This window comes from Thermococcus coalescens (assembly GCF_055392585.1).
On record NZ_AP043764.1, the window covers coordinates 1,761,684 to 1,785,627 of the forward strand.

The window sequence follows — 23,944 nt, forward strand, 5'->3', positions numbered from 1 at the left end:
GATGGAGCCAAAGTTTCAGATTCTTGAGAAAAGGGAGGACTCTATCAAGTTCATCGTTGAAGGGATTGACGTAACCTTCGCAAACGCACTGAGGAGAACCATACTCGCCGAGGTTCCGACCTTTGCCGTTGACGAGGTTGAGTTCTTCGAGAACGACTCGGCACTTTTCGACGAGATAATAGCCCACAGACTTGCCATGATACCCCTGACGACCCCCGTGGAGAGGGTCTCCCTCGACTCCCTTGAGCTCGATGACTACACGGTCACCCTCTCCCTTGAGGCTGAGGGTCCGGGCATGGTCTATTCCGGAGACCTCAAGAGTGACGACGAGGGCGTTAAGCCCGCAACTCCCGACATACCCATAGTGAAGCTCGCCGAGGGCCAGAAGCTCACCCTCAACGCCTACGCAAGGCTTGGAAGGGGAAAGGACCACGCCAAGTGGCAGCCCGGCTTCGTCTACTACAAGTATCTCACGAAGATACACGTCAGTAAGGAAATCCCCGACTGGAAGGAGCTCAAGGCCCTCGCTGAGAGGCGCGGCTTGCCCGTTGAGGATGCGGAGGATGAGCTCGTCATAACAACAACCAAGGCATTCTATCTTCCGAGGAAGTTTGAGGGTTATGTGGGCGAGAAAATAAGGGAAGAGGTTGTCCCCAATACGTTCGTCTTCACCGTTGAAACCAACGGAGAGCTCCCCGTTGAGGAAATTGTGGTCATAGCCCTCAAAATCCTCATGAGGAAGGCCGATAGATTTATAAGCGAACTTCATAAATTAGGCTCCGACTGACGCGGGGGTTGCCGAGCCTGGTCAAAGGCGCGGGATTCAGGGTCCCGTCCCGCAGGGGTTCCGGGGTTCAAATCCCCGCCCCCGCACCAGTATTTACGCTCACCCCGTTGGACCTGTCGGTTTCCCACCTGCGAGAGAGCGTTAAGGAGGTATGTTCATGGTCAAGAGAACCGGACCCACTGACATCAACCTGAGGAGGCTCATCCGCTACCTCAGAAAGAAGTCGAACGAGGAAGGGGTTAAGATATGGAAGGACATAGCCTGGCGCCTTGAGAGGCCTAGGAGGCAGAGGGCCGAGGTTAACGTCAGCAGGATCAACCGCTACACCAAGGAGGGCGACGTCGTCATCGTCCCCGGAAGCGTCCTCGGTGCAGGAAAGCTCGAGCACAAGGTCACCGTTGCGGCTTGGAAGTTCAGCGAGACTGCCAAGAAGAAGATAGTCGAGGCCGGTGGAGAGGTCCTCACCATTGAGGAGCTCATCGAGAGGAACCCGAAGGGTAGTGGAGTAATCATAATGGAGTGATGGGCCATGAGGATAATTAACGCTGAAGGACTCATACTCGGAAGGCTCGCCTCGAAGGTCGCCAAGATGCTCCTTGAGGGCGAGGAAGTTGTCATAGTCAACGCCGACAAGGCCATCATCACCGGAAACAGGGAGGACATCTTCGCCAAGTACAAGCAGAGGACCGAGCTGAGAACCAGGACCAACCCGAGGAGGGGTCCGTTCTACCCGAAGAGAAGCGACGAGATCGTTAGAAGAACCGTCAGGGGAATGCTCCCCTGGAAGACCGACCGCGGAAGGAAGGCCTTCAAGAGGCTCAAGGTCTACGCTGGCGTTCCGAAGGAGTTCGAGGGTAAGGAGCTTGAGACCATAATCGAGGCCCACATGTCGAGGCTTGCAACGCCAAAGTACGTTACCGTTGGCGAGGTTGCCAGGTTCCTCGGTGGAAAGTTCTGAGGTGAGAGAAGATGAAGGTCATCCAGACTGCTGGTAAGAGAAAGACGGCCATTGCGAGGGCCACCATCAGGGAAGGAAAGGGCCGCGTCAGGATCAACCACAAGCCGGTTGAGATCATCGAGCCCGAGATAGCGCGCTTCACCATCATGGAGCCGCTCGTTTTGGCGGGCGAGGAGATAGTCAGCAAGGTCGACATAGACGTCAAGGTCGAGGGCGGCGGCTTCATGGGACAGGCAGAGGCCGCCCGCGTCGCCATAGCCAGGGCGCTCGTCGAGTGGACCAACGACATGAACCTCAAGGAAAAGTTTATGAAGTACGACAGAACCATGCTCGTCGGGGACAGCAGGCGCACCGAGCCGCACAAGCCCAACCGCTCAACGAAGGGTCCAAGGGCCAAGAGGCAGAAGTCCTACCGCTGATGGCTTTCCTTTAATTCATTCGAAAAAGGTGATACGGGTGATAGTCCCCGTCAGGTGCTTCACGTGTGGAAAGGTCATAGGAGACAAATACTACGAGTTCAAGGCCCGGGTTGAGAAGGGCGAGGATCCTGAGAAGGTCCTCGACGACCTCGGGGTTGAGAGGTACTGCTGCAGGAGAACCCTGCTGAGCCACGTCGAGCTCATAGACCAGGTAATGGTATACAGGGTATACTGAAAAACCACATTTCTGGGGGGCCGTGGGGTAGCTTGGTCTATCCTCCCGGCTTGGGGTGCCGGAGACCCGGGTTCAAATCCCGGCGGCCCCACCAAAATTTGCACGGGTGGTTGGAATGTTCAGGTACACGAGATTTGAAAAGGCCCGTATAATTGGAGCGAGGGCCCTCCAGATAGCGATGGGTGCGCCAATACTCATCGACGTCCCGGAAGGAATCACGCCGCTCGACGCCGCGCTGCTTGAGTTTGAGAAGGGAATAATCCCGCTCACCGTAATCAGGCCGAGCTGATGAAAAATGACCGTGATAGAGAACGTAATCGGCAGGGTCGCGGTGCTCAAAGGGGGCAGATATTCCGTCGAGGTGGACGTCATAACCAGCTCGGGCTTTGGGAGATTTGCCGCACCCATAGACGAGAACCCGAGCCTGTACATAGCCGAGGCCCACCGCGCCGTGAGCGAAGTTGACGAGATAATCGGGCCCGAGCTGATAGGCTTCGATGCCAGCGAGCAGGAGCTCATAGACAGCTACCTCTGGGAGATAGACGGCACCGAGGACTTCAGCCACATCGGGGCCAACACCGCGCTGGCGGTGTCAATAGCAGTCGCCAAGGCCGCAGCGAGCGTCAAGAGGATGCCCCTCTACAGCTATATCGGCGGCACCTTTACGACCGAGCTACCCGTCCCAATACTGGAGATAGCGGGCGACGAGGCCTTTGACTACTACGTGATGGTTCGTGACCTCATGGAGATAACCGACGTCGTTGACGCCGCCAACAAGGTCGTTGAGCACGCGGGAGACCGAACCGTGGGAGCCTTTTCAGCGGCAACAGAAAAGGCCACCGACGAGCTCGGCCTTGAGGTTGCCCTCGGCCTCGTGCAGAAGGTCCCGATGGAGATGGAAGAAGTGCTCTCCATAGTTGAGGACAACAACGTGGCCTACATAAAGCCCCTCGGCGACGAGGAGCTGTTCCTTGAGCTGATAGCCGGCACCCACGAGGTGTTCGTTGACGGCGAGCACCTCTTCCGCGAGAAGGACATACTCGACAGGCGCTACTACAACGCCCTGTCAATAAAGCCGATAAACCTGGGCACGCTCACCGACTTATACAACCTCGTGAACGACGCGAAGTCGGAGAGGATAACCCCCATCCTCGCGGAGGCTCGCTACGAGTCCTCCGACGAGGCACTGGCCCACCTCGCGGTGGGTCTGCGCTGCCCGGCGATGGTGCTCCGGGGGGACTCCATCGCCAAGCTGAACGAGCTGATAAGAATAGCCGAAGATTTGGGTGAAAGGGGTAGGATAATAACCTTTGAAGGATGAGGAGGTGTGAAGAATGGAGGAATACCTTGTTCCACTCGACCAGTACCTTGCCGCCGGTGTCCACATCGGCACCCAGCAGAAGACCCAGGACATGAAGAAGTTCATCTACCGCGTTAGACAGGACGGCCTCTACGTCCTCGACGTCAGGAAGACCGACGAGAGGCTCAGGATAGCCGGTAAGTTCCTTGCCAAGTTCGATCCTGCCAACATACTCGCCGTCAGCGTCAGGCTCTACGGCCAGAAGCCGGTGAAGAAGTTCGGCGACGTTACCGGTGCCAGGGCCATTCCGGGACGCTTCCTGCCCGGAACCATGACCAACCCACAGGTTAAGAACTTCATGGAGCCCGACGTCCTCATAGTCACCGACCCGAGGGCCGACCACCAGGCCATGAAGGAGGCCATCGAGATAGGGATACCGATAGTTGCCCTCGTCGACACCGAGAACTTCCTCAGCTACGTCGACGTTGCCATACCGACCAACAACAAGGGTAGGAAAGCTTTGGCGCTCATCTACTGGATCCTCGCGAGGGAGGTTCTCTACAACAGGAAGGAGATAGAGAGCAGGGAGGACTTCAAGGTTCCAGTCGAGGACTTTGAGATGAGGATCATCAGAACCTGAGGGGAAGATTTTTAACGCCCCTCGCTTTACTCTCCCTCGCGCGGGGGTGCCCGAGCCTGGCCAAAGGGGGCGGACTTAAGATCCGCTGCCGCAGGGCTGCGCGGGTTCGAATCCCGTCCCCCGCACCAAAGCTTTAAAAGTCCGTGGAAATAGGTGTGTTGGATTAAGATCATGGGGTGATCACGATGGCGAGATTCCCAGAGGCTGAGGCCAGAATCTTTAGGAAGTACATCTGCATGCGCTGCGGCGCTACCAACCCGTGGAAGGCCAAGAAGTGCAGAAAGTGCGGCTATAAGGGTCTCCGCCCGAAGGCGAGAGAGCCGCGCGGTGGAATGGGACGCTGAGGGCTTCAGCCCTCAAAGGTTTCTCTTTTGCACTTTTCTCGGTGCTTGTGTTGTCAAATCGGAAGCTACTCTTTGAGCTTCGAGAGCATTCCCTCAAGAAAAGCTATACCCTCCTCAAAGAGCTTCTCCCCCTCATGGGTGAGCTTGTAATACTTCCTCGACGGCTTTCCCGTCTCGCTTTCCTGCCATTCTGCGGTAACGTATCCATCCTTCTCCAGCTTGTAGAGAACGACATAGGAGCTGACGGTTGCTGGCTCAAAGTTGAAGGCTTCCTTTATCCTCTCCTTGAGCTCGTACGCGTACATGGGTCTCTCCTTCAGGAGCCTGAGGATGTAAAGCCACAGGACTTCCTTTGTTATCTTGTTTTTGAGTCTCTCCATCGGGGTCGTCATGGCCTTCCCACCTACTTTTATGTTTTAGAAATATTTTGGAATCGTATAATTTAAACGTTTTGGCAAAAACGTTTTATCCTCGGCAATGCTAGTATCCTATAGGTGAGCGTACAATGGAGTTTGATATAAACGCCATAGTGGGTGACATGGGTGTCGGCGGAATCGCAGGATTCCTGACGGGATTTGCTGTCAAGAAGGTCATGAAGCTGGCGATGGCTTTAATAGGTGCCTACCTGCTGAGCCTCTTCTGGCTTCAGCAGAAGGGCGTGATAACAATAAACACTGACAAACTCTTCAACCTCACAGGGAATCTAACGGCCCAGATAGCGTCCCTCGGCCAGAAAGTCCTTGGGATTCTACCCGGAACCGGTGCATTTATAGCCGGCTTTTACCTAGGCTTCAGTAAAGGTTAAATTCTTCACTCCTGTCTTTTTATCCATGAGCTATGAACGCCGGGTCATTCTCCGCCATTCGCTCGCATCGGTAGTTGCCCTGGGCCTCACCGGGCTAACCAGATTTCTGTACAGCGCAATAGTCGCCAGGAAGTTCGGTCTTGAGGAGCTGGGGATGGCAAACTCACTCATATCAAAGGCCTTCTTTGCCGCCATACCCCTTAGCTTCTTTGCGATAGCCCTCGGCAAATACGCCTCGGAGTTCATGGGGGCCGGTAGAGCCGATTTGATACGCTCCATAACCCTCCCCTCGTTCATCCTCCCGCTGGCCGGGCTTCTCCTGCTTCCCGTAAATCTCTACCTGGGAGTCCTCGCAACGCTCAGGGGAATTCAGCTGACCCTCAGGAACTTCCTCTACGGCATCCATCGGGGGGAGCACTACGCCTACATGATAACACTGGCTTTCGCGGGGTTCCTTGGCGGATTTCTACTCCCCAACGTCTTTGCCCCGTACCTGCTTTTCCTTGGGTTAATTGCGCTTTTCTCCGCCGCCTACCTGGTGAGGTTTAACCTGGTTGGAAAGCCCCGGAGGGAAGAAATGGGCCTTCTCATATCGTATTCGGCGTTTGCGTTCCTGGGCACCCTTTCGGGCGTCTTCCTGATACAGGGCCCCTATTTCATGAGCGAATATCTCTCCGGCCCGGAGGTTGCAGGTGTGGTGTCCGCGATACTCTCCGCGGCCTTTCTCCTGACGTATCTTCCCCAGGTTCTTCAGTCGGCCATAATGCCCCTCTTTTCCTACAAGTACGGCAAAAACGAGGGGGACTATATCAAATTCCTCGCCGAGAAGACAACGACCCTCCTGATACTGGTGACCAGCATCGCAGTGTTCGTTCTCATGCTGCTCGGCAGGGAGGTTCTCTCGGCAATATTTGGCTTCGATGTGGGCCCTGCCTTCTACCTGGCCCTCATGGCGATGGAGGTCTACATAGCCTACAATCCCAGCATAGTTGCCCTGAATTCAACAGCCTACGTTAAAAAAGGAACCTTTGTGGCGCTTCTTGGGGCCTTGGCGGTTCTAGTTTCGTGGTTCTACCTGATACCGGCGTTTGAGGCCGTGGGTGTGATGGCGGGCCTGATGCTTGGCTACGGTATCATACTTGCGGGCGTTGCCTACTACGCGAGAAGTCTCCTCGAGGTATCTCCCACGATATACGCCTCGCTGGTTGCGGCACTGCTCCTTCAGTCCCTGGTCTTTCTGTCAAAGTATGCCCTTCTGGCGGGTTTTCTGCTTTTCCTTGCCTACGATAGAGGGGAAATAATGGAGGGAATTGCCCTGGTCAAATCTTTCCGTGGTAGAGGATCCTGACGAGCTCCTCGGGCAGGCCTTCCCTGCGTATCCTATCTTCTATAATCTTCTTGTCGTAGTCTACCTCTATAAACTTTGCATGGAGTGTGTCAACGTCCACGAGGGCAAACGTGGCCCTGTGCTCCTTTCCCGGTGGGAACCCTATGCTCCCGGGACAGATGACCCTTCCGTAGCGCGTCATGGCATTGACCGGATACTTCGGTGAGGCCACGAAGAGTATCTCGTAGTCTTTCATGGGGCGCATTATGGCCTCGTAGTAGCTCGTCGGCTGCTCTGGAAGGATCCGTCCCCCGAATGGATCCAGGGGGCTGCCATAGACACCAAAAATGTCGTTCTTTCCAACCCTGTCGACCAGATAAACAGGCAGGTCGCGTATAAACTCCCTGCCCTCATGGCCGAGCTTTTCCCACGTGTACTTCAGGGCCAGTTTGACGTGCTTGGGGTAGTTCACACGGTCGATGTGGTCCGGGCCCTCGGCATGGGGATCGCTCTCCGCTATAACCTGGTCGAACTCTCCTCTGATGACCCTGACTTTGTTGCTCTTAATAAGGTCGTCAAGGGTGTCTAGGACCTCTCTTGGATAGGGGAACAGCCCCACGATGTTTCCAATGAGGTAGTACTTCTCGATCTCGTAGCCCTCGTCTTTGAGGCTCTCTATCTTTTCGAGGGCCTTTGCGAGGGCGGGAAGGTTGCCGTTAACGTTTGCCAGAACCGCGACGTATACCATCATCCCACCCCCCAACTTTTTCTTACCCAAATTAACTAAAAAATTGCGGATATTTAAATCTTTCGGGAAAGAGGAAAAAGGAACACCACTTTATTCATGGCTGACATTTAGCCGGGACTCTGCATCCAGAAGGACACTTCAGCTCATTCCGTTGCTGAACATCACGCGGAAGTGGCAAGCACGGGATTTCCCGCCAACACTTTTGCCAGAAAAGGGCTGTTATGGCGGACCGGCGGGGATTTGAACCCCGGACCTGCGGCTTAGGAGGCCGCCGCCCTATCCTAGCTAGGCTACCGGTCCTCTGCCCGCTATTCCCTCCAAGGGAAGGGTATTTAAAGTTTACGGTGTATTCTTCCCGGTGGTGAGCATGGTGGATGAGCTGGATCTCAGGATACTCTCTCTGCTTCAGGAGAATGCCAGGCTCTCATATCGCGAGATAGCGCGTGAGCTGAAGGTCGCCGTGGGGACCGTGTACAACCGCATCAAGAGGATGGAGGAGGAGGGAATAATCCGGGGATTTGCGCCGATTCTTGACTATGAGAAGCTTGGCTTTGGCCTCACCACGGTGATAGGGGTTAAGGCCCAGGGCAGGAAGATAGTTGAAATAGAACGGGAAATAGCCCGCAACGACCGGGTTGTGATGGTGTACGACATCACCGGGGAGTTCGACATAGTTGTAGTGGCCAAGTTTAGGGACAGGGCAGATATGAACCGCTTCGTTAAATGGCTTCTCTCGCTGGATGGGGTGGAAAAAACGAACACGAGCGTGGCAATGCAGGTGGTCAAGGAAGACCTGAGGCTTAAGCTAACGGAGGACTAAAACCTCGTCCAAAAAGCGTTTGGCAAAGTCGTCGAAGCTCTCAACAGGAAGCTTCACTTCTTTTCCGTTGACTTTTCCCTCGAATACAAGCATCCTGGCGGTTATTTCTCGTATCTTTTTGAAGTCCGAGTTCTCTGCTATGGTGCTTTCGAGTATCTTGGTAAACTCATCCTCGCTGGCCAGCCTGACAACTCCCTCTATGACGACTTTCCTGCCGCATTCCTCTTCAGTACAGACGAATTTGAAGGGGAGGCCGAGCTCGACCTCCACCGGTATGGTCAGACCATCTGCGTTGTAAATGAACACCTTCATCAGTATCACTCCAGCCTTATGAGGCTCTCCACGGGGATGCTGTACTCCTCTTTGAGGTGGTCGATGACATCGCCGACGCTTATGAGGAAGAACATGCCCACAGGTTTTGCCCCCGCCTGTTTGCACATCTCAAGGAGGGCCCTCTGTGTCTCACCGCTCCTTATCACGTCGTCAACTATGAGGACGTTTTCGCCCTTTCTGAGCGCCCACTGTGGAAGGTACAGGGTGGTTACGCTTCCAGAGGCGCTCGGGACGTAGCTGACCTCGTAGAACTTCTCGACTCCGACTTCCTTCTTTTTCTTGGCATAGACGACGTCAACACTGAGTTCTTTGGCCACGTGGACACCGAGGGCGATTCCGTCGGTCGCAGCGGTGAGAACCTTGTCCACGTTCTTGTCCATGTACCTGCCCGCCACCTCCTCGGCGATGAGGATCATGAGGGCGGTGTCGCTGAGCACGGGCATATTGTCAAAAAATCCGTACTCGTCAAATTTTATCCTTCTCCTAACTTCCTCCTCTATGTTGATGTACGGGAGGAGCAGCTCAAGGAGCTCCTTGGTTCTCTCGGCGCTCGGAAGGACCTTCCCCCTCACGTACCTGTTGAGCACCGTGATGGGGAGGCCGGTTATCTTGGACAGCTCCTCGTAGGTGTAGGTTTTTTTGAGCAGTCTGAGCACCCTGACCAGCCTGAGCTTTTCCTGGACCGACTTTAGCTGACTCATTCTCTCACCTCCAGTGGCCAAAAATTAACAAGAAAATGTATAAATATGTTTCGGTCACTCCCGGCTCTTCACAACTTTCCTGCGGTAGGCCTCTATGACGTCTCCGTACTCGCGCAGCAGGAACTCTCTGGTGATGGCTTCACCATCTTGGTGGTTGAGGCCGGGACAGAAGGAGTCCATTTTGACGTAAACTTCCATGACACTTCCCTGCTTTACGAAGACGAAGGGGTACAGCCTGCATGCCAGGGGCCTCTTTTCGTATATCCTGCATTTCAAGGTCTCCGGGTCTAGAAAAACGCAGCCGCCGTCGAAGGGACGCTTTTTGAGTGCGTAGCTGAGGAATTTGTCCCCCCGGTAGAACATCTTTTCGTAGTCCACGAATTCCCAGGCGTTGTAGCCGAGGTCCTCTATCCCAGCTATGTCGTCGTCTCTAACGGGTATCTCAAGCTCGTAGCAGCACTTTCCACAGTTTTCGATGCACTTAAATTTAAAAGAAGGGTCGTGCTCGACTTCGAGGGTGTCGAGGTGAATCCTGGCGACCCACCTCTTTTCCAAGGCTTCACCCCCTGTATGAGCTGGCTATCAGCGTTTCCGTCATCTCTATGTTGCTTATCCTTCTCAGAGTCTCGTCGTGGAACCTGTCAAGCTCGTGGATGTTCTCAACTTCCACCCGGAGTATGATGTCGTACTCCCCATATACACGGTATATCTCCTTGATTTTCTCCTCCTTCGCGAGGGCGTTGTATACTTTCTCCTCGGTTCCGGGCCTAACAACAACCAGCACGAAGGCCTCGATCATATCCCAAACCCTCCAAAGTTAAATTTCCTTGCCATCTTAGAAAGCTTTCGCTTGTCCATGCTCTTGAACATCTTTTTCATCTGGTTGTACTGGTGGAGCAGCTCCCTGACCTCCTGGGTACTGGTTCCTGAACCCCTGGCGATTCTCTTTATCCTCGAATAGTTGATGATCTCGGGGTGTTCGAGCTCTTCTTCCGTCATCGAGTCCATTATTATCCTGTACCTCTTCAGCTTCTCCTCGCCGACTTTAACCGCATCCTCGGGCAGGGAATAGCCCATTCCCGGGATCATCTGGAGTATCTGCTTGAGAGGCCCCATTTTCTGCATCGCCTCAAGCTGGGCGTACATGTCCTTTAGGTTGAACTTGCCCTTGAGGAACTTCTCAAGGTCTTCCTCCTTGAACTCCTGCTCCTTCTGGAGCTCCTCAAGCTTCTGGAGCAGTCCCTCTATATCACCCATTCCGAGGAGTCTGGACACGAAGCGTTTGGGGTCAAAGGGTTCCAGGTCGTCTATCCTCTCCCCTACACCGATGAACTTTATCGGCGCTCCGGTCGCCGCCACAGCGGAGAGTGCCCCACCACCCTTGGCGGAGCCGTCGAGTTTGGTGACTATTATCGAGCCTATCGGTGCTGCCTCCTTGAACGCGAGTGCCTGACTGTGTGCCTGCTGGCCGATTGTTCCGTCAATGACCAGGATTACCTCATGGGGCTTCACTGCCTCGCTTATCTGCTTCATCTCCTCGATGAGGCCGGTTTCTTCCTTGTGCCTTCCTGCAGAGTCAACTATTATGACGTCCACACCCCTGCCTCTGAAGTACTCAACACCCTCGCGGGCAAGCTTCACAGCGTCCTTTTCCTCGGGATCGCCAAAGACCTCTATTCCAAATGGCTCAACTAGCTGTTTGAGCTGGTAATAGGCACCGGGACGCCAGGTGTCCGAACAGACGAGGCCCACCTTGTAACCCCTCTTCTGGAGGTGTCTCGCCAGCTTCGCCACGCTCGTAGTCTTTCCTGACCCCTGTATACCAACGGTCAGCAGGATCGTGGGCTTCTCCTTTATTTCGAGGGGCTTGGCCTCCTTTCCGAGGAACTTTGTGAGCTCCTCGTAGACTATCTGGATTATATGCTCCTTCTTTGATGCCCCTGCGGGAGGCTTCTCTTCAAGCGCCCTTTTTTCTATCGTCTTTGTTAACTGGAGAACCAGCCTAACGTTAACGTCCGCCTGGATGAGCGCCCTCTGGATGTCGCGTACCACCTCCTTAATGGTGGCCTCGTCAACGGTGCTCGAACGGGCGAGCTTCCTGAGGGCGTTGTTGAGTGCCTTCCCTAGCTTTTCTAAGGCCATTTTCTCCCACCGTAGTGATGGAGTCTCCAAAGTTTATAAACGGTTGGGTTTCAGTGCCCTGCCCAAATGTACTCTTTTGACAAAAGAAGGGCACTCCCCGATCTTTAAATTGTCTGTTTTTGTACATTTAATCTCGAAGACCTTCATCGCTGCTTTTTAGGAAGATTGCGGACATTTTGTGAACATGGATGGGATTTTAAGGTCTAAAAAAGCTTTTAAGCTCAAAATACAGCGGGACACTCCGGAAGAAGTTGAAAGGGGTGAGGAAAATGGAGTGGATGACCGCGCTTTACGGCTATCTGGTCGTGAGGGAGATGCTGAGAAGGGGAAGCCCAATCCCGGAGGAGCTCGAATACGTCGAGAGGCTTAGGGCTTGATTTATTGAGCGCCTTTTTCTCTCTTCCCCTGGTGGTTGGATGAGGATCCACTACGAATGTATCGCGTGCGCTGTCACGAGTTTGTGAAGATGACCTCCACCGGCTCAAGGCTCCTGAAACGCCTCAGAAGTATGAATCACAGGAATTTTCGCGGCTCTTTGAGGGGGCAGACGTAATAATTGCAAAGGGACAGGAAATTTTGAGACTTTAAACGACCTAGAGACGACAGGATATTTTCCCTTCTCAAGGCAAAGTGTCCTCTGATTTCCCGGGAGCTGGGCGTTCCTCGGGGAGCGATGGTCTGCATACGGTCGAAATTTTAGACAATTGTCGATATTATTTTTAACGAATGTCTATGGGAAAGCTTTTTATATTTTAAAGTAGTACATACTAATGGTGATACCGATGACAACCGTTATTAGACGTGATGCGGAAAGATTTTTGAAGGAGCTTAGGGCCCATTACGGCGATGTCTGGAGGATACCCGCCAGTAAGTACCTGTCCAAGCCAGATTTCGTTGTGGTAGACCCCAAGAGCGGCAGAAAGACCAAGGTAAGCTTCGTCTCGCTCGACGACGGAGAGGTCGTCGGAGTTGTTTATGACGAACTCGGCTGAACTTTCGTTTTTTGACTAACTCTTTGTGTTCTGCTCTGGTTGTTGGAAATAATTAAATACTCCCATATCGTAAATTTTCCCGGTGAAAATAATGCCTGTGGACGTTTATCGCGAGGCCCTCCGGTTAGCTTCTGATATAAGGGATAAGTACCTCCGGGCAGTCACGTACGCTAAAATTGGTTACTACATGTACCGTGCCAAAAAGCCAGAGTATAAGACCGCTTTTAAATACGCCTTCAATGCTGCCGCGTCAATCGAGAACCCCGTTCTTCTGGTCAAGGCCCTCGTGGAGATAGGGACGTACCTTAAGAGGACGGATGCAAAGACCTCTCAGAAGGTTTTCCATCAGGCCTACGAGTCCATCCTCACCTTCCCGGAGCCCCTGAAGGACGACCTCCTGGAAGAGCTGGTCATTCGCCTTCTGGAACTTGATATGCCCGACGATGCCCTTTTCTATGCCACCGACGTCGAGGACTCCGTAAAGCGAAACGACCTGTTCCTGAAGATACTCAGGGTCTACCTCAAGAAGGGTAATATGCGCAGGGCAAGGCTCATCATAGAGCAGATAGACGACGAGCCCTGGCACTCCATAGCCGCTATAGAGGCAATAAAGGAGCATCTAAAACGTGAGGAGTTCGGAAGTGCCATAAGGGTTCTCTCGGAGCTCAAGAGTGAGTACTGGCTTGGGGAGGCAATGAAAGAGGTCGCGGTCTACCTCAAGAACTCCGACGTGCCAATCGCCACGTACGAAAAGTTCGTAGATATTGCCCTGGGGATGTCCTCGGATACGGGGTTTGACGTGTTGAGGTCTCTCCTAATTGGCCTTGGCAATCAGGGAGAGCTGGATTTTGTCATGAAAATCCTTGAACGGGTGCATCCCGATGAGAGAGTCTCCATCCTGGAAGGCATCGTCAAAACCTCGCTCGATAAGGAGCGGGTTCTCTCGGGCCTTTTGGAACATCTAGAAGGTGAAGAGTTCGAAAGGATAGCAGGGACCATAATGGATCAGCTGCTCTCGAAACAGGTTCATCCCAAATACCTGTCCCTGGTCAGAACAATAGGAGAGCGCACTCGGGAGAACACGACCCGGGTTAAGGTGGTTACGTACCTCTCGAAGCTCGGTGAGTTCGGTGAGGCGCTCAGGTTTGCCCAGCTTGTTCGCGGCAACTACCTACGCTCTCTGGCCTTTGGGAGCATAGCCATCTCCAGGCTGAAATCCGGGGACATCGACGGGGCCATAGATGCCGCCCTTGAAGTTAAAGACCCCAAGTGGGGATCATGGCTGCTCAGCGAGATCCTCACGAGGATACTGGAACTGCATGCCGAAGGAGAGGTCAGTGAGGACATCGAAAAAAGGGCGGAGCATCAGAAGGTTCTCTGGGAAAAGCACTAACGTTTTAAGCCCTCCCCCGTTTCTCCTTTTCAGGTGATACCATGCCGAGGGTAGCAATTATTGGAGGTTCCGGAGTCTACGACCCGAAGCTTCTCCAGAACGTGAGGGAGGAGTTCGTAAGCACCCCCTACGGAAAGGTCAGGGTGAAGATAGGTGAGTACGGTGGCGAGGAAATAGCTTTCCTGGCCAGGCACGGCGAGGGGCACAGCGTTCCCCCCCACAGGATCAACTACCGCGCCAACATCTGGGCGCTCTATGAACTCGGCGTCGAGAGGATTCTCTCGACTTCAGCGGTCGGCTCGCTCAACGAGGCAATGAAGCCGGGGGACTTTGTCATTCTTGACCAGCTAATCGACTTCACCAAGACGAGGCACTACACCTTCTACGACGGCGACGAGAGCCCCCACGACAGGAAGTTCGTGGCCCACGTTGACTTCACCGACCCCTACTGCCCTGAGCTGAGGAAGGCACTGATAACTGCCGCGAGGGAGCTTGGGTTTGAATACCACCCGACGGGAACCTACGCCTGCATGGAGGGGCCGCGCTTCGAGACGAGGGCTGAGATAAGGGCCCTTAAGATACTCGGGGCTGATGTCGTTGGAATGACCCAGTGTCCTGAGGCGGCCCTCGCCAGGGAGCTTGAGATGTGCTACGCCAGCGTTGCCATAGTCACCAACTTCGCCGCGGGGATAAGCAGGGAGAAGCTCACCCACACCGAGGTCGTCGAGCTGATGGCCAAAAAGAGTGAGGAGATAAAGTACCTCCTCATGAAGTCCATCAGGTACATACCGGAGGAGAGGAACTGTCCCTGCAAGGATGCCCTGAAGGGCGCGACCGGAGGGTGAGTCTATTCTTGACCTTTCATTTATCCTTTTGAGCTCTTATTGCAACCCCCTATTTCCGTGCGAAAAACCCGTTGCTCTGGGCTATCTTTAATTCCCGGAGAGGCTTGATGCAACCTCCGGCTGGTGTGGAGAGCCCTTAGGTAGGTATGATAGAACTGGTATAACTGCCGGAAGGAGAAGCTGTGCGGGGAATGTGGTTTTCAAGAATTGTGGTGCGGTGGCCGGGATTTGAACCCGGGCCAGCGGCGTGGCAGGCCGCTGTCCTAGACCAGGCTAGACTACCACCGCAGTTCAAGCCCGTAGAATACTCACCTTCGGGCGCTTTATAAATCTTTCGGTGAGCAGAGACGGTTAAATTTATAAAGACTCCCTTAGAAGGGTTAGCGGGCAGTGCCCCGGTGGCCTAGTCTGGATAGGGCGCGAGGCTGCGGACCTCGAGGTCCGGGGTTCGAATCCCCGCCGGGGCGCCATAGCAGCCCTTTGCTTCTCACGAAGCGTTGGCGGAAAGATTGCGTGCTTTTCTGAGAATGCTGATTTCCGGGGGTTCACTCATCAATTGCCAGTTCTTGGGTGGTTGCTCTCCTCAGGCTGTTCTATGGACGCCAGAACAAAAAGCAAACCTGTTCAAAGGCTTCTTTTAGAATTAAACCCTCACCCAACAGGATTTTGAAAAGTGCACGCCAGTGCTATCCACCCATCTTGAAAATAAAAATAAAGCATCAACCCCTCAGCCCAGGGAACCAGACCTTCTTGCCCTTCCGCTCCTTCTCCTCGTCCCACTCGGTGAGTATCTTCACAGCCTCGCTGGCAACGAGGGCGGCCTCCTTCTCCCCGGCCTTCCCGAACTCGTTGGTTATCCTGTTGGCAAAGACCGCACAGACACAGCCCGCCCTGAGCCCGTAGATGCTGGCGAGGGTGTAGAGGGTTGCCGCCTCCATCTCGAAGTTGGTGACGTTGGCCTGTCTCAGGTCGTCCATTATGTTCTTTGCGAAGCTCGGGAAGTAGCCCCTGAGCCCCGGCCTCCCTTGGCCGAGGTAGAAGCTGTCGGTCGAGGCGGTGATGCCTATGTGGTAGCGCACTCCGAGGGTCTCGGCGGCCTCGATGAGTGCCAGGGTAACCTCCAGGTCGGCAACTGCTGGGTATTCAACTCTGACATACTGCTTTGAGGTGCCTTCGAGCCTCACGGCGGCCTTTGCTATAATCAGATCTCCTATCTCCATCCCCGGCTGTATTGCCCCTGTTGAACCGACCCTTATGAAGGTGTCCGCTCCTATCGCGGCCAGCTCTTCAATGGCTATCGCCGTTGAAGGGCCTCCTATTCCAGTGGAGGTGACGCTTATTGGAACTCCCTTGTACTTTCCGGTGTGCGTTCTGTATTCTCTGTGGAAGGCTATCTCCCTGGCCTCGTCCCAGAGGGAGCTTATCTTGGGGACCCTCTCGGGGTCTCCGGGGAGGAGAACGTAGCGTGCAACGTCCCCCGGCCTGCATGCTATGTGGTACTGGTAGCCCTCCTCCGTCTGGGGCCTCTCAGCCGATACGAACTTCTCAACCATGGCAACCACCTTTTTATTGGCCTGTGCCATAGATATCAACGCACGCCCTAAAAAGTCTTGGGTGGTTCAGGTGCTGGTGTGCTCTAAATGCGGGAGGGAATATCCCGAAGAATCCCGGTTAACCTGTGAATGCGGGGGCACGTTGCTGGTCAGGCGGAAACTTCCCCCGAGCTTTTCCGAGGCTATAACTTTCAATCTCGACATGAGGCGGTACCTCAGGCTTCTTCCGGTTTCTGAGGAGCACCTTCCCGGGCTGGTTCCTTCAATAACTCCCGTCTCCGGGCTCGATATCCGGGGTGTCAATGCCTTCTTCAAACTCGAATACCTTCAGCCAACCGGCTCCTTCAAGGACAGGGGCACATGGGTGACGGTGGCGAAGCTGAGGGAAAATGACATCACTGAGGTCGTCCTCGACAGCTCTGGGAACGCTGCGGTAAGCCTGGCCGTGTTTGCAAGGAGGGCAGGAATAAAGGCGCACCTCTTTGTCCCGGCTCACACGAGCCCCGGAAAGCTGGCTCTCTTGGAGAAGCTGGGGGCGGAGCTTCACATAGTCAGCGGCGATAGAATGGCCGTTCACCGGGAAGCCGTGTGCTTCTCCCGGGAGAGGGGGGGTGTTCTACGTCTCCCACTGGCTCAACCCATACTTCCTTGAGGGGACGAAGACTGTCTCCTTTGAGGCCTACGAGCAACTCGGAGTTCCCGACTACGTCATTGCTCCGGCCGGAAGCGGAACTCTCTTCCTCGGCCTCTGGAAGGGCTTCATGGAGCTCAGGGACATGGGCGAGATTGATGAACTCCCAACATTCGTGGCGGTGCAGGCAGCTGGCTACGAGGGCCTCTGCGAGCGCTCGCCGGTTAAAAGTCACCTCGCGGAGGGGATAGCGATAACCGAGCCCCCTCGGCTGGAGGAGATGAGGGCGGTTCTTGACGAAACCGGAGGCACCTGCGTAAGCGTGGGCGACTCTGAAACAGGGCAGGCCTTGAAATGGCTCTGGGGAAGGGGCTTCATGGTGGAGCCGACCTCCGCAACGGTTCTTGCGGCCCTGTGGGAACTGGTCGAGAGCGGCGAAATTCCGGAGGGTTCGAGTATCCTCCTCCCTCTCACCGGTTCCGGGCTGAAGACGGTTGAAGATATTTAAGGTTTGAATTCCAAGAATGGCTGGGGGTGAGAGAATGGCGAGGGTAAGGTATCCTGCCGTTGCCGGCAGCTTCTACCCGTCGGGCGAAGCGCTCATCGAGATGCTGGAGGAGTTCCTGGGCGACCTCGGAGGGGAGGGGAGTGCGAGGAGAATAACCGCCGGCGTTGCGCCCCATGCCGGCTACGTCTTCTCGGGCTACACCGCGAGCAGAACCTACAAGGCCATCTTTGAAGATGGTCTGCCGGAGACCTTTGTGATCCTCGGGCCGAACCACACCGGCATGGGTTCTCCGATAGCAGTATATCCTTCGGGAAAATGGCGCACGCCCCTCGGTAACGTCGATGTTGATTCCAAGATGGCCAGGGCCATAGCGAGGCTCTCGGGGATAGCGGACCTCGACGAGACCGCCCACATCTATGAGCACTCGATAGAGGTTCAGCTCCCGTTTATCCAGTACCTCAGCGAACTCGCCGGGAAGGAAGTTAAAATAGTTCCAATAGCCCTTGGCATTCAGGACGAGGAGGTTTCCGAAGACCTCGGAAAGGCCATCTTTGAGGCCTCCGGGGAGCTCGGCAGGGACACGGTGGTCATAGCCAGCACCGACTTCATGCACTACGGCCCGATGTACGGCTACGTGCCATTCAGGGCGAGGGCGAGTGAACTGCCCCACAGGATAAAGGAGTGGGACTTCAGGGTGATAAGGAGGATTCTGGACTTTGACGTCAGGGGAATGTTTAAAGAACTCAGGGAGATGAACCACACCATATGCGGGCCGGGTGGAGTTGGAACGGCCATCGTTTACTCCCGCCTTGCCGGAGCGGTTGAGGCCGAGCTCCTCCACTACACGACGAGCTTTGAGGTGAGCCGCTCGACGGACGCTGTGGTCGGCTACGCGGGTATCGTGATGCGGAAGTGGGCGAAAGGGTGATAAGGCACTTCTCCATATTTTTCATCATGAACCTTCAAGATGCCGTTAGAAAGATACTTGAACTCGGTGGAGAAAAGGTCAAGTTCATAATTCTCTTTGGTTCACGGAGCAGGGGGGAGGCTCGAAAAGAGAGCGATTTTGATCTCTGCGTTTACTACGAGGGGAACAGAAGGGAGGCCTTCAAGTTCAGGATGCTCGTCCTGGGCAACCTTCCCGAAGACTACGACGTTCAGATCTTTCAGCTCCTCCCGGTTCAGCTGAAGAGGGAGTGCCTCAGAGGAAAAGTTCTCTTCTGCCGCGATGAGACGTTTCTCTACGACATCGCCTACGAGACGATTAAGGAGTGGGAGGATTTTAAGCGCTATTATTACGACTACCTGGGCCTGGAGGCGATAGAATGAGGGTTGAGCTGATACGCTCGAAGATTGAGGAGATAGTTGAGAGCCTCAAACTCGTTGAGGATTACCTACCGGAGGACTTCGAAACTTTCCGGTCATTGGGTCTCGTAAAGGATGGAATTTACAAGCGCGTTGAGTTTGCAATACAAAACGTCATCGACATCTGTGCCATCATAAACTCCGACCTAAAACTCGGAATTCCCGAGAGGGAGGAGGACGTCTTTGAGGGGCTTGTTCGAGGTGGAATCATTCCCCAGGAGATGGCCCAAAAATTGAGGCTTATGAAGGGTTTCAGGAATATTCTGGTCCACAGGTATGGAAGGATAGACGATGAACTCGCCTTTGAGACCCTTCACGAGCACCTCAATGACATCTACGAGTTCATCGAAATCGTTGAAAGGTTTCTGGAGGGTCAGAGATGAGGGTTTTGGCGTCTGCTCCGGCTAAAATTATCCTCTTTGGAGAACACAGCGTCGTCTATGGAAAACCTGCGATAGCGGCAGCGATAGACCTGAGGACGTACGTGTGGGCGGAGTTCAACGATAGGGGAGCGATCAAGATCGAGGCGAAAGATATACGCGTTCCGGGATTAACCGTTTCCTTCTCGGAGGACGAGATATACTTCGAGAGCGACTATGGCAGAGCTGCGGAGGTTCTCAGCTACGTTCGGCAGGCGATAGAGCTTGTCAGGGACGAGGCAGGGGCAAACGGAAAAGGCATAACGGTTTCGATAACCTCCCAGATACCTGTTGGAGCTGGATTGGGAAGCTCGGCGGCGGTTGCTGTGGCAACCATAGGGGCCGTCTCAAAGCTCCTCGGCCTCGAGCTGACCAACGAGGAGATAGGGAAGCTCGGCCACAGGGTTGAGCTTCTCGTTCAGGGTGCTTCGAGCGGCATAGACCCGACGGTTTCTGCAATAGGCGGCTTCATCCACTACGAGAAGGGCAACTTCGAGCATCTCCCCTTCATGGAGCTTCCAATCGTTGTAGGTTACACAGGTTCGAGCGGCTCGACCAAGGAGCTTGTAGCTATGGTCAGGGAAACGCGCGAGGAGATGCCCGACGTCATCGAGCCGATTCTCGCCGCCATGGGCAAGATCGTTGAGAAGGCGAGGGACATCCTACTCTCTGAGCTCGACGAGGAGATACGCTTTTCCCAGCTCGGGAGACTGATGAACATCAACCACGGTCTCCTCGATGCCCTCGGCGTCTCAACGAAAAAGCTCAGCGAGCTCGTCTACGCTGCCAGAACGGCCGGGGCCCTCGGTGCCAAAATAACGGGCGCAGGCGGCGGTGGCTGCATGTACGCTTTAGCGCCGGAGAACCAGAGCGAGGTCGCCACAGCTATAACGATAGCCGGTGGAACGCCGATGATAACGAGGATAAGCCGCGAGGGACTCAGGATAGAGGAGGTTCTGCCATGATAATCGTCAAGGTCGGCGGCAGCGTCTTCAGCGATAAGAAAGGTGAGCCCGAGAACTTTGACCGTGAGACCGTGGGGAACATAGCGAAGGAGATAGCCAAGTTCTATCCCCGTGAGAACTTCATCATCGTCCACGGCGGGGGGAGCTTCGGCCATCCCGAGGCGAAAAAGTACGGTATAAGGGAGGGCCTCCCCGAGGACTGGGAGACCGCCAACTTCCGGAGGATAGGCTTTACAGAGACCCATCAGGCCATGCTCCGGGCAAATGCGAAGTTCATAAAGGCCTTTGTCCGTGAGGGTCTGCCGGCCTTCTCCGTTTCGACCTCCTCCGTCTTCATAACCGAAAACGGCGAGGTCGCCTACGGTGACCTTGAGGTCGTGGAAAGGCTGCTGGAACTCAGGTTCATTCCCGTTCTCTTTGGAGACGTCTCAATAGACCTCGCTAAGGGCATCGACATACTCTCCGGCGACCAGATCATAACCTACCTCGCCAAGATGCTTGAACCTGAGAAGGTCATCTTCCTCATGGACGTTGACGGAATCTACGACGGCAAGCCCGGTGAGGGAGGGCTGATTCAGAACCTCAGCAGGGAGGAGATAGATTCCCTCCTTGAAAAGCTCCACTGCACGGCGGCTGGAACCGACGTCACCGGCGGAATCTGCAACAAGCTGAAGGAGGCAAAGAAGATAGCCGAGCACTCCGAGGTCTGGTTCGTGAACGGTAAGGTTCCGGGAAGGCTGAGCGGGGCGATAAGGGGAGACGGCTTTGGGACAAGAATAACCTTGTAATATCCTTCAAGCGTAAATCTTTTATTTCCTTCTGAATTATTTCCCTCGGGATCCCGATGGTGAAAAAGACTCTGGCACTCATACTTGTGCTCGTCATCTTCGGGTGGACGTTCCTTGGCATTGAAACAGTCGCTGAACTGGGCCTGCTGAAGAGCTTCATGGCCAGTCCCGACGACCTTGAGATCAACGGTTCCCTTGTGAAGACGCCGAACGAATCCGCCTTTGTAGTCGAATGGCATCTCCACCGAAAGCCCCTGGAGAGGCTCGTAAGCGGCCGCGACTCGATTTTTCTGTTCTATCCCTCAGGCATTCATATGTCCGGAGGCGTTTACCCTATCATAGGTGGCTTTCCGGGGGTGAACCTCACCGTTTATCCCTCGGGAAGGCAGGTGAACGGGAGCGAGATTATTTACACCGTCTGGTACTACAACACCCCCGGCTGGGCCGTTCCGAAGGTTGAGATGGTGAGGGCGATCTACCTCCTTCCCCTAAACGTGAGCGGCGGCAGGATAGAGGTTCCCATTAGGGCCACAAACTGGTCCCGCTGTTCGGTTATCCCAGTAATCCTCGCGTACTTCCATGACACAGGTGGAGAGGGGGTTAATCCGGATTACATCGACCTCCGGCCGGAGCTTCCCCTCGGCCCAGGCTATCCCGTCTTCGGCAACGGCACTTTGGAGGTGCTCTTTGACTTCAACATCTCCCGCTGGGTCGGGATGTATCTCGGTGAGCGAGGCGGCTGGGTGGAGGTGAAGGTCTTCAATGCAACATTGCCCTGTCCCTCTGCTGGCGGTTAATGAAGACCCAAAAACCTCTTAACCCCCCTCATCAACTTTCTCCGGTGGTGTGGATGCGGACGTTCGATAAGGAAGAGCTCACGGTCATCAGGAAGTTCGAGCACATAGAGCACTGCCTCAAGAGGAACGTTCAGGCTCACGTGAGCAACGGGTTTGAGGACGTTCACTTCGTCCACATGAGTTTACCGGAGATAGACAAGGATGAGATCGACCTCAGCGTTGAGTTCCTTGGGAGGAAGTTCGATTACCCGATTTTCATAGCCGGAATGACCGGCGGGACGAGGGGCTCCCAGCTGGCCGGGAAGATAAACAAGACCCTGGCGAAGGCCGCCCAGGAGCTGAACATCCCGATGGGCGTCGGCAGCCAGAGGGCGATGATAAGGAAGCCCGAAACCTGGGAGAGCTACTACGTTAGAGATGTTGCCCCAGATGTATTCCTCGTCGGCAACCTCGGTGCTCCGCAGTTCGCTGAGACGATGCCCGGGCGCTATGGGGTGGATGAGGCATTGAAGGCCGTCGAGACGATTCAGGCGGACGCTCTGGCGATACACATGAACCCCCTCCAGGAGAGCGTCCAGCCCGAGGGAGACACTCAATATCGGGGCGTCCTCAAAGCCTTGGCCGAGCTCAAATCGGAGTTCCCCTACCCGATAATAGCAAAGGAGACCGGGGCGGGCGTTTCAATGGAAGTGGCAATAAGGCTTGAGAGCATTGGCATTGATGCAATAGATGTCGGCGGCCTCGGCGGAACCAGCTGGAGCGGTGTTGAGTACTACCGCGCCAAGGATGAAATGGGCAGAAACCTCGCCCTCCGTTTCTGGGACTGGGGGATCAAGACCGCCGTAAGCGTGGCTGAAGTGCGCTATTCCACCGAGCTGCCCATTATAGCGACCGGCGGCATGAGGGACGGTATAACCATGGCGAAAGCTTTAGCGATGGGGGCCACCTTCGCTGGAGTTGCACTGCCCCTCCTCAGGCCAGCGGTCAAGGGCGACGTTGATGGAGTCATCAAGGTTCTCAGGCGCTACATAGAGGAGATACGCAATGCAATGTTCCTCGTCGGGGCCAGAAACGTCGAGGAGCTTAGAAAGGTTCCGCTCGTCGTCACAGGGTTCACGAGGGAGTGGCTTGAGGGGAGAATTGATTTGATGGAGTATCTTAGGGGACGATGATTCTTCTTACTCCTTTTATCTAAATTTTTTACTCATGCTCCTTTTGATCCATTCTAAGAGAAAACCCCATTCGGAACGAATTTATACTTGAAAAAAAGAAAGAATTTTTACGTTAACTAAAAGGAAAATTTATAAAGATGAGTTGGTCAGGATATAATGCAAAAACCTCTGTGAGGTGAACCTCGTGAAGCGGAAGCCACTATTCGCAGTCTTACTCGGACTGCTGATAGTTGGGATAACAACAGGAAGTGCTGCTGCATACCAGGGGCTTGGATGGGCCAAGTACACCACTACAGTTTCATATCTAGGTTCTAGCGCAAGGGTAGACGAGACAATTTTTCTGTATGGAGAATATCCTCTCATCGCTGCTGGGACTGAGCAAACACTTATCATAAGTAGCTTCACGGGAATTGATAACAAACAACTCTGTCATTTAAGTTCTGGTTGTTTTATGTCAAAAAACAAGCGACTAACGGTATCTCAAATTAGTGGGCCAACGGATGTCGAGTATGAGCTCTGGTGGGTAGGGGATAACGATGGAAGCGGCATTCCCTCTAGATATGTCTCTCTCATTAATGGTGCTGTAGGATACATGATAAACAAAATTGCTAGTAACATCCCCTATGCCGATTTAGTCATAGATTTTGTCAAGCTTTTGACGAGACAGGATTATTCTCAAAGTGGGCCTCAACTTATAACTAATCCAAGTTTCTCAAGATATATCGGAAATCATATAACTGGTGGGATGATACTTAGAGTCAGACCAACCGACACCGGGAGCTTGAGATCCGGCACATACGATTACAGAATACGAGCTTACTCAAGAACGAGATTTGGTTCTACGAACACTCCAGCTGGGTGTTTGGAAAGGATATCAAAAGTAGAACCGGCATACAGCCGCTTGGAACTTCGAAATATGTAAAGACTATCTCTGTTAGCAGGGATTATACTCTGACT

Annotated in this window: 33 protein-coding genes and 6 tRNA genes; 29 read left to right on the top strand and 10 right to left on the bottom strand. The window is 54.2% G+C overall.

Annotated elements, in window-relative coordinates; genetic code table 11:
* Position 1 precedes the first annotated feature (1 nt).
* From ACZ5M3_RS09870 to ACZ5M3_RS09925, 12 genes are all read left to right on the top strand, one after another.
* Positions 2–787, top strand: a complete 786-nt coding sequence (locus ACZ5M3_RS09870) for a DNA-directed RNA polymerase subunit D (RefSeq protein WP_464840902.1) — start codon at positions 2–4, stop codon at positions 785–787.
* Between the two features lies 1 nt (position 788).
* A tRNA-Leu gene (locus ACZ5M3_RS09875) sits at positions 789–876 on the top strand.
* A gap of 68 nt (positions 877–944) precedes the next feature.
* Positions 945–1,310 (top strand): 50S ribosomal protein L18e, encoded by a 366-nt coding sequence (locus ACZ5M3_RS09880; RefSeq protein ID WP_297091564.1) that lies wholly within the window; start codon positions 945–947, stop codon positions 1,308–1,310.
* A 6-nt stretch (positions 1,311–1,316) separates the two neighbouring features.
* On the top strand, positions 1,317–1,745 hold the full coding sequence (rplM, locus tag ACZ5M3_RS09885) for a 50S ribosomal protein L13 (protein ID WP_464839429.1): 429 nt from the start codon (positions 1,317–1,319) through the stop codon (positions 1,743–1,745).
* Between the two features lie 11 nt (positions 1,746–1,756).
* Positions 1,757–2,164 carry a 30S ribosomal protein S9 gene (locus tag ACZ5M3_RS09890; RefSeq protein WP_055430131.1) on the top strand — a complete coding sequence of 136 codons (408 nt, stop codon included), beginning with the start codon at positions 1,757–1,759 and terminating at the stop codon, positions 2,162–2,164.
* Positions 2,165–2,201: 37 nt separating this feature from the next.
* Complete coding sequence (locus tag ACZ5M3_RS09895) at positions 2,202–2,399, top strand: DNA-directed RNA polymerase subunit N (protein WP_088864100.1); 198 nt, start codon at positions 2,202–2,204, stop codon at positions 2,397–2,399.
* Positions 2,400–2,415: 16 nt separating this feature from the next.
* Positions 2,416–2,493 (top strand) — tRNA-Pro (locus ACZ5M3_RS09900).
* 21 nt (positions 2,494–2,514) lie between these two features.
* On the top strand, positions 2,515–2,688 hold the full coding sequence (locus ACZ5M3_RS09905) for a DNA-directed RNA polymerase subunit K (protein ID WP_055430129.1): 174 nt from the start codon (positions 2,515–2,517) through the stop codon (positions 2,686–2,688).
* A gap of 6 nt (positions 2,689–2,694) precedes the next feature.
* Positions 2,695–3,720: a hypothetical protein gene (locus ACZ5M3_RS09910; RefSeq protein ID WP_464839430.1), complete on the top strand. Its 1,026-nt coding sequence runs from the start codon at positions 2,695–2,697 to the stop codon at positions 3,718–3,720.
* A 13-nt stretch (positions 3,721–3,733) separates the two neighbouring features.
* Positions 3,734–4,339, top strand: coding sequence for a 30S ribosomal protein S2 (gene rpsB, locus ACZ5M3_RS09915; protein ID WP_297091551.1), 606 nt, complete (start codon positions 3,734–3,736; stop codon positions 4,337–4,339).
* Between the two features lie 40 nt (positions 4,340–4,379).
* Positions 4,380–4,467, top strand: a tRNA-Leu gene (locus tag ACZ5M3_RS09920).
* Positions 4,468–4,524: 57 nt separating this feature from the next.
* A complete protein-coding gene (locus ACZ5M3_RS09925; protein WP_012571071.1) occupies positions 4,525–4,683 on the top strand; it encodes a 50S ribosomal protein L40e in 159 nt (52 codons plus the stop codon).
* Positions 4,684–4,748: 65 nt separating this feature from the next.
* On the opposite strand, the gene ACZ5M3_RS09930 is transcribed toward ACZ5M3_RS09925, so the two are convergent.
* Positions 4,749–5,075, bottom strand: a complete 327-nt coding sequence (locus tag ACZ5M3_RS09930; protein WP_464839431.1) for a PadR family transcriptional regulator — start codon at positions 5,073–5,075, stop codon at positions 4,749–4,751.
* A gap of 113 nt (positions 5,076–5,188) precedes the next feature.
* Here ACZ5M3_RS09930 and ACZ5M3_RS09935 point away from each other — a divergent pair, with 113 nt between their 5' ends.
* Together ACZ5M3_RS09935 and ACZ5M3_RS09940 are read left to right on the top strand one after the other, a co-directional pair.
* Positions 5,189–5,488 (top strand): FUN14 domain-containing protein, encoded by a 300-nt coding sequence (locus ACZ5M3_RS09935; protein WP_464839432.1) that lies wholly within the window; start codon positions 5,189–5,191, stop codon positions 5,486–5,488.
* Between the two features lie 25 nt (positions 5,489–5,513).
* Positions 5,514–6,836 (top strand): lipopolysaccharide biosynthesis protein, encoded by a 1,323-nt coding sequence (locus ACZ5M3_RS09940; RefSeq protein WP_464839433.1) that lies wholly within the window; start codon positions 5,514–5,516, stop codon positions 6,834–6,836.
* On the opposite strand, the gene ACZ5M3_RS09945 is transcribed toward ACZ5M3_RS09940, so the two are convergent.
* Positions 6,808–7,563, bottom strand: a complete 756-nt coding sequence (locus ACZ5M3_RS09945) for a metallophosphoesterase family protein (RefSeq protein WP_464839434.1) — start codon at positions 7,561–7,563, stop codon at positions 6,808–6,810. The two genes, ACZ5M3_RS09940 and ACZ5M3_RS09945, sit on opposite strands and share 29 nt — an antisense overlap.
* 222 nt (positions 7,564–7,785) lie before the next feature.
* Positions 7,786–7,863: transfer RNA gene (locus ACZ5M3_RS09950), tRNA-Arg, on the bottom strand.
* 67 nt (positions 7,864–7,930) lie between these two features.
* On the opposite strand from ACZ5M3_RS09950, the gene ACZ5M3_RS09955 reads away from it, so the two are divergent.
* Complete coding sequence (locus ACZ5M3_RS09955) at positions 7,931–8,383, top strand: Lrp/AsnC family transcriptional regulator (protein WP_297091591.1); 453 nt, start codon at positions 7,931–7,933, stop codon at positions 8,381–8,383.
* On the opposite strand, the gene ACZ5M3_RS09960 is transcribed toward ACZ5M3_RS09955, so the two are convergent.
* The 5 genes from ACZ5M3_RS09960 to ACZ5M3_RS09980 are packed head-to-tail and all read right to left on the bottom strand — an operon-like array spanning position 8,369 to position 11,559.
* Positions 8,369–8,695, bottom strand: a complete 327-nt coding sequence (locus ACZ5M3_RS09960; protein WP_464839435.1) for a hypothetical protein — start codon at positions 8,693–8,695, stop codon at positions 8,369–8,371. The two genes, ACZ5M3_RS09955 and ACZ5M3_RS09960, sit on opposite strands and share 15 nt — an antisense overlap.
* A gap of 5 nt (positions 8,696–8,700) precedes the next feature.
* Positions 8,701–9,417: a phosphoribosyltransferase family protein gene (locus tag ACZ5M3_RS09965; protein ID WP_464839436.1), complete on the bottom strand. Its 717-nt coding sequence runs from the start codon at positions 9,415–9,417 to the stop codon at positions 8,701–8,703.
* A 54-nt stretch (positions 9,418–9,471) separates the two neighbouring features.
* A complete protein-coding gene (locus ACZ5M3_RS09970; RefSeq protein WP_464839437.1) occupies positions 9,472–9,972 on the bottom strand; it encodes a YkgJ family cysteine cluster protein in 501 nt (166 codons plus the stop codon).
* 4 nt (positions 9,973–9,976) lie between these two features.
* Positions 9,977–10,216, bottom strand: coding sequence for an Lrp/AsnC family transcriptional regulator (locus tag ACZ5M3_RS09975; protein ID WP_297091540.1), 240 nt, complete (start codon positions 10,214–10,216; stop codon positions 9,977–9,979).
* Complete coding sequence (locus ACZ5M3_RS09980; RefSeq protein WP_464839438.1) at positions 10,213–11,559, bottom strand: signal recognition particle protein Srp54; 1,347 nt, start codon at positions 11,557–11,559, stop codon at positions 10,213–10,215. The genes ACZ5M3_RS09975 and ACZ5M3_RS09980 overlap by 4 nt, the downstream gene beginning before the upstream one ends.
* A 782-nt stretch (positions 11,560–12,341) precedes the next feature.
* On the opposite strand from ACZ5M3_RS09980, the gene ACZ5M3_RS09985 reads away from it, so the two are divergent.
* The 3 genes from ACZ5M3_RS09985 (at position 12,342) to mtnP (ending at position 14,789) form a co-directional block, all read left to right on the top strand.
* Positions 12,342–12,551, top strand: coding sequence for a hypothetical protein (locus tag ACZ5M3_RS09985; RefSeq protein WP_464839439.1), 210 nt, complete (start codon positions 12,342–12,344; stop codon positions 12,549–12,551).
* Between the two features lie 91 nt (positions 12,552–12,642).
* A complete protein-coding gene (locus ACZ5M3_RS09990; RefSeq protein ID WP_464840903.1) occupies positions 12,643–13,944 on the top strand; it encodes a hypothetical protein in 1,302 nt (433 codons plus the stop codon).
* 41 nt (positions 13,945–13,985) lie between these two features.
* On the top strand, positions 13,986–14,789 hold the full coding sequence (mtnP, locus tag ACZ5M3_RS09995; RefSeq protein ID WP_464839440.1) for an S-methyl-5'-thioadenosine phosphorylase: 804 nt from the start codon (positions 13,986–13,988) through the stop codon (positions 14,787–14,789).
* A gap of 210 nt (positions 14,790–14,999) precedes the next feature.
* Here mtnP and ACZ5M3_RS10000 read toward each other — a convergent pair.
* Positions 15,000–15,077, bottom strand: a tRNA-Gly gene (locus ACZ5M3_RS10000).
* A 104-nt stretch (positions 15,078–15,181) separates the two neighbouring features.
* Here ACZ5M3_RS10000 and ACZ5M3_RS10005 point away from each other — a divergent pair.
* Positions 15,182–15,259, top strand: a tRNA-Arg gene (locus tag ACZ5M3_RS10005).
* 249 nt (positions 15,260–15,508) lie between these two features.
* Here the strand turns inward: ACZ5M3_RS10005 and udp are convergent.
* Positions 15,509–16,342, bottom strand: coding sequence for a uridine phosphorylase (gene udp / locus ACZ5M3_RS10010; RefSeq protein ID WP_464839441.1), 834 nt, complete (start codon positions 16,340–16,342; stop codon positions 15,509–15,511).
* Between the two features lie 142 nt (positions 16,343–16,484).
* Here udp and ACZ5M3_RS10015 point away from each other — a divergent pair, with 142 nt between their 5' ends.
* From ACZ5M3_RS10015 to ACZ5M3_RS10060, 10 genes are all read left to right on the top strand, one after another.
* Entirely contained in the window at positions 16,485–16,994 is a 510-nt protein-coding gene (locus ACZ5M3_RS10015; protein ID WP_464839442.1) for a pyridoxal-phosphate dependent enzyme, read from the top strand.
* Positions 16,954–17,481 (top strand): pyridoxal-phosphate dependent enzyme, encoded by a 528-nt coding sequence (locus tag ACZ5M3_RS10020; protein ID WP_464839443.1) that lies wholly within the window; start codon positions 16,954–16,956, stop codon positions 17,479–17,481. The genes ACZ5M3_RS10015 and ACZ5M3_RS10020 overlap by 41 nt, the downstream gene beginning before the upstream one ends.
* A 34-nt stretch (positions 17,482–17,515) precedes the next feature.
* Entirely contained in the window at positions 17,516–18,409 is an 894-nt protein-coding gene (locus tag ACZ5M3_RS10025; RefSeq protein WP_464839444.1) for an MEMO1 family protein, read from the top strand.
* 26 nt (positions 18,410–18,435) lie between these two features.
* On the top strand, positions 18,436–18,810 hold the full coding sequence (mntA, locus tag ACZ5M3_RS10030; RefSeq protein WP_464839445.1) for a type VII toxin-antitoxin system MntA family adenylyltransferase antitoxin: 375 nt from the start codon (positions 18,436–18,438) through the stop codon (positions 18,808–18,810).
* Positions 18,807–19,229: a type VII toxin-antitoxin system HepT family RNase toxin gene (hepT, locus tag ACZ5M3_RS10035; protein WP_464839446.1), complete on the top strand. Its 423-nt coding sequence runs from the start codon at positions 18,807–18,809 to the stop codon at positions 19,227–19,229. The genes mntA and hepT overlap by 4 nt, the downstream gene beginning before the upstream one ends.
* On the top strand, positions 19,226–20,230 hold the full coding sequence (locus ACZ5M3_RS10040) for a mevalonate kinase (protein WP_464839447.1): 1,005 nt from the start codon (positions 19,226–19,228) through the stop codon (positions 20,228–20,230). Before hepT ends, ACZ5M3_RS10040 begins: the two co-directional genes overlap by 4 nt.
* Positions 20,227–21,018: an isopentenyl phosphate kinase gene (locus ACZ5M3_RS10045; RefSeq protein ID WP_464839448.1), complete on the top strand. Its 792-nt coding sequence runs from the start codon at positions 20,227–20,229 to the stop codon at positions 21,016–21,018. The genes ACZ5M3_RS10040 and ACZ5M3_RS10045 overlap by 4 nt, the downstream gene beginning before the upstream one ends.
* Positions 21,019–21,074: 56 nt before the next feature.
* Positions 21,075–21,815, top strand: coding sequence for a hypothetical protein (locus ACZ5M3_RS10050; protein ID WP_464839449.1), 741 nt, complete (start codon positions 21,075–21,077; stop codon positions 21,813–21,815).
* Between the two features lie 53 nt (positions 21,816–21,868).
* A complete protein-coding gene (fni, locus tag ACZ5M3_RS10055) occupies positions 21,869–22,987 on the top strand; it encodes a type 2 isopentenyl-diphosphate Delta-isomerase (protein ID WP_464840904.1) in 1,119 nt (372 codons plus the stop codon).
* A 184-nt stretch (positions 22,988–23,171) separates the two neighbouring features.
* Positions 23,172–23,909 (top strand): hypothetical protein, encoded by a 738-nt coding sequence (locus ACZ5M3_RS10060; protein ID WP_464839450.1) that lies wholly within the window; start codon positions 23,172–23,174, stop codon positions 23,907–23,909.
* Positions 23,910–23,944: the final 35 nt, after the last annotated feature.

Bases quoted from the DNA above. Each gene is read 5' to 3' on its own strand.
- ACZ5M3_RS09870 (WP_464840902.1), top strand. From the start codon at position 2: ATGGAGCCAAAGTTTCAGATTCTTGAGAAAAGGGAGGACTCTATCAAG.
- ACZ5M3_RS09890 (WP_055430131.1), top strand. From the start codon at position 1,757: ATGAAGGTCATCCAGACTGCTGGTAAGAGAAAGACGGCCATTGCGAGG.
- rpsB (WP_297091551.1), top strand. From the start codon at position 3,734: ATGGAGGAATACCTTGTTCCACTCGACCAGTACCTTGCCGCCGGTGTC.
- ACZ5M3_RS09955 (WP_297091591.1), top strand. From the start codon at position 7,931: ATGGTGGATGAGCTGGATCTCAGGATACTCTCTCTGCTTCAGGAGAAT.
- ACZ5M3_RS10025 (WP_464839444.1), top strand. From the start codon at position 17,516: ATGGCGAGGGTAAGGTATCCTGCCGTTGCCGGCAGCTTCTACCCGTCG.
- ACZ5M3_RS09975 (WP_297091540.1), bottom strand. From the start codon at position 10,216: ATGATCGAGGCCTTCGTGCTGGTTGTTGTTAGGCCCGGAACCGAGGAG.
- ACZ5M3_RS10040 (WP_464839447.1), top strand. From the start codon at position 19,226: ATGAGGGTTTTGGCGTCTGCTCCGGCTAAAATTATCCTCTTTGGAGAA.
- mtnP (WP_464839440.1), top strand. From the start codon at position 13,986: ATGCCGAGGGTAGCAATTATTGGAGGTTCCGGAGTCTACGACCCGAAG.
- ACZ5M3_RS09880 (WP_297091564.1), top strand. From the start codon at position 945: ATGGTCAAGAGAACCGGACCCACTGACATCAACCTGAGGAGGCTCATC.
- ACZ5M3_RS09945 (WP_464839434.1), bottom strand. From the start codon at position 7,563: ATGGTATACGTCGCGGTTCTGGCAAACGTTAACGGCAACCTTCCCGCC.
- ACZ5M3_RS09980 (WP_464839438.1), bottom strand. From the start codon at position 11,559: ATGGCCTTAGAAAAGCTAGGGAAGGCACTCAACAACGCCCTCAGGAAG.
- udp (WP_464839441.1), bottom strand. From the start codon at position 16,342: ATGGTTGAGAAGTTCGTATCGGCTGAGAGGCCCCAGACGGAGGAGGGC.
- ACZ5M3_RS10045 (WP_464839448.1), top strand. From the start codon at position 20,227: ATGATAATCGTCAAGGTCGGCGGCAGCGTCTTCAGCGATAAGAAAGGT.
- ACZ5M3_RS09930 (WP_464839431.1), bottom strand. From the start codon at position 5,075: ATGACGACCCCGATGGAGAGACTCAAAAACAAGATAACAAAGGAAGTC.
- ACZ5M3_RS09990 (WP_464840903.1), top strand. From the start codon at position 12,643: ATGCCTGTGGACGTTTATCGCGAGGCCCTCCGGTTAGCTTCTGATATA.
- ACZ5M3_RS09925 (WP_012571071.1), top strand. From the start codon at position 4,525: ATGGCGAGATTCCCAGAGGCTGAGGCCAGAATCTTTAGGAAGTACATC.
- ACZ5M3_RS09940 (WP_464839433.1), top strand. From the start codon at position 5,514: ATGAGCTATGAACGCCGGGTCATTCTCCGCCATTCGCTCGCATCGGTA.
- mntA (WP_464839445.1), top strand. From the start codon at position 18,436: ATGAACCTTCAAGATGCCGTTAGAAAGATACTTGAACTCGGTGGAGAA.
- fni (WP_464840904.1), top strand. From the start codon at position 21,869: ATGCGGACGTTCGATAAGGAAGAGCTCACGGTCATCAGGAAGTTCGAG.
- ACZ5M3_RS09910 (WP_464839430.1), top strand. From the start codon at position 2,695: ATGACCGTGATAGAGAACGTAATCGGCAGGGTCGCGGTGCTCAAAGGG.
- hepT (WP_464839446.1), top strand. From the start codon at position 18,807: ATGAGGGTTGAGCTGATACGCTCGAAGATTGAGGAGATAGTTGAGAGC.
- ACZ5M3_RS09985 (WP_464839439.1), top strand. From the start codon at position 12,342: ATGACAACCGTTATTAGACGTGATGCGGAAAGATTTTTGAAGGAGCTT.
- ACZ5M3_RS09935 (WP_464839432.1), top strand. From the start codon at position 5,189: ATGGAGTTTGATATAAACGCCATAGTGGGTGACATGGGTGTCGGCGGA.
- ACZ5M3_RS10050 (WP_464839449.1), top strand. From the start codon at position 21,075: ATGGTGAAAAAGACTCTGGCACTCATACTTGTGCTCGTCATCTTCGGG.
- ACZ5M3_RS09905 (WP_055430129.1), top strand. From the start codon at position 2,515: ATGTTCAGGTACACGAGATTTGAAAAGGCCCGTATAATTGGAGCGAGG.
- ACZ5M3_RS09960 (WP_464839435.1), bottom strand. From the start codon at position 8,695: ATGAAGGTGTTCATTTACAACGCAGATGGTCTGACCATACCGGTGGAG.
- rplM (WP_464839429.1), top strand. From the start codon at position 1,317: ATGAGGATAATTAACGCTGAAGGACTCATACTCGGAAGGCTCGCCTCG.
- ACZ5M3_RS09965 (WP_464839436.1), bottom strand. From the start codon at position 9,417: ATGAGTCAGCTAAAGTCGGTCCAGGAAAAGCTCAGGCTGGTCAGGGTG.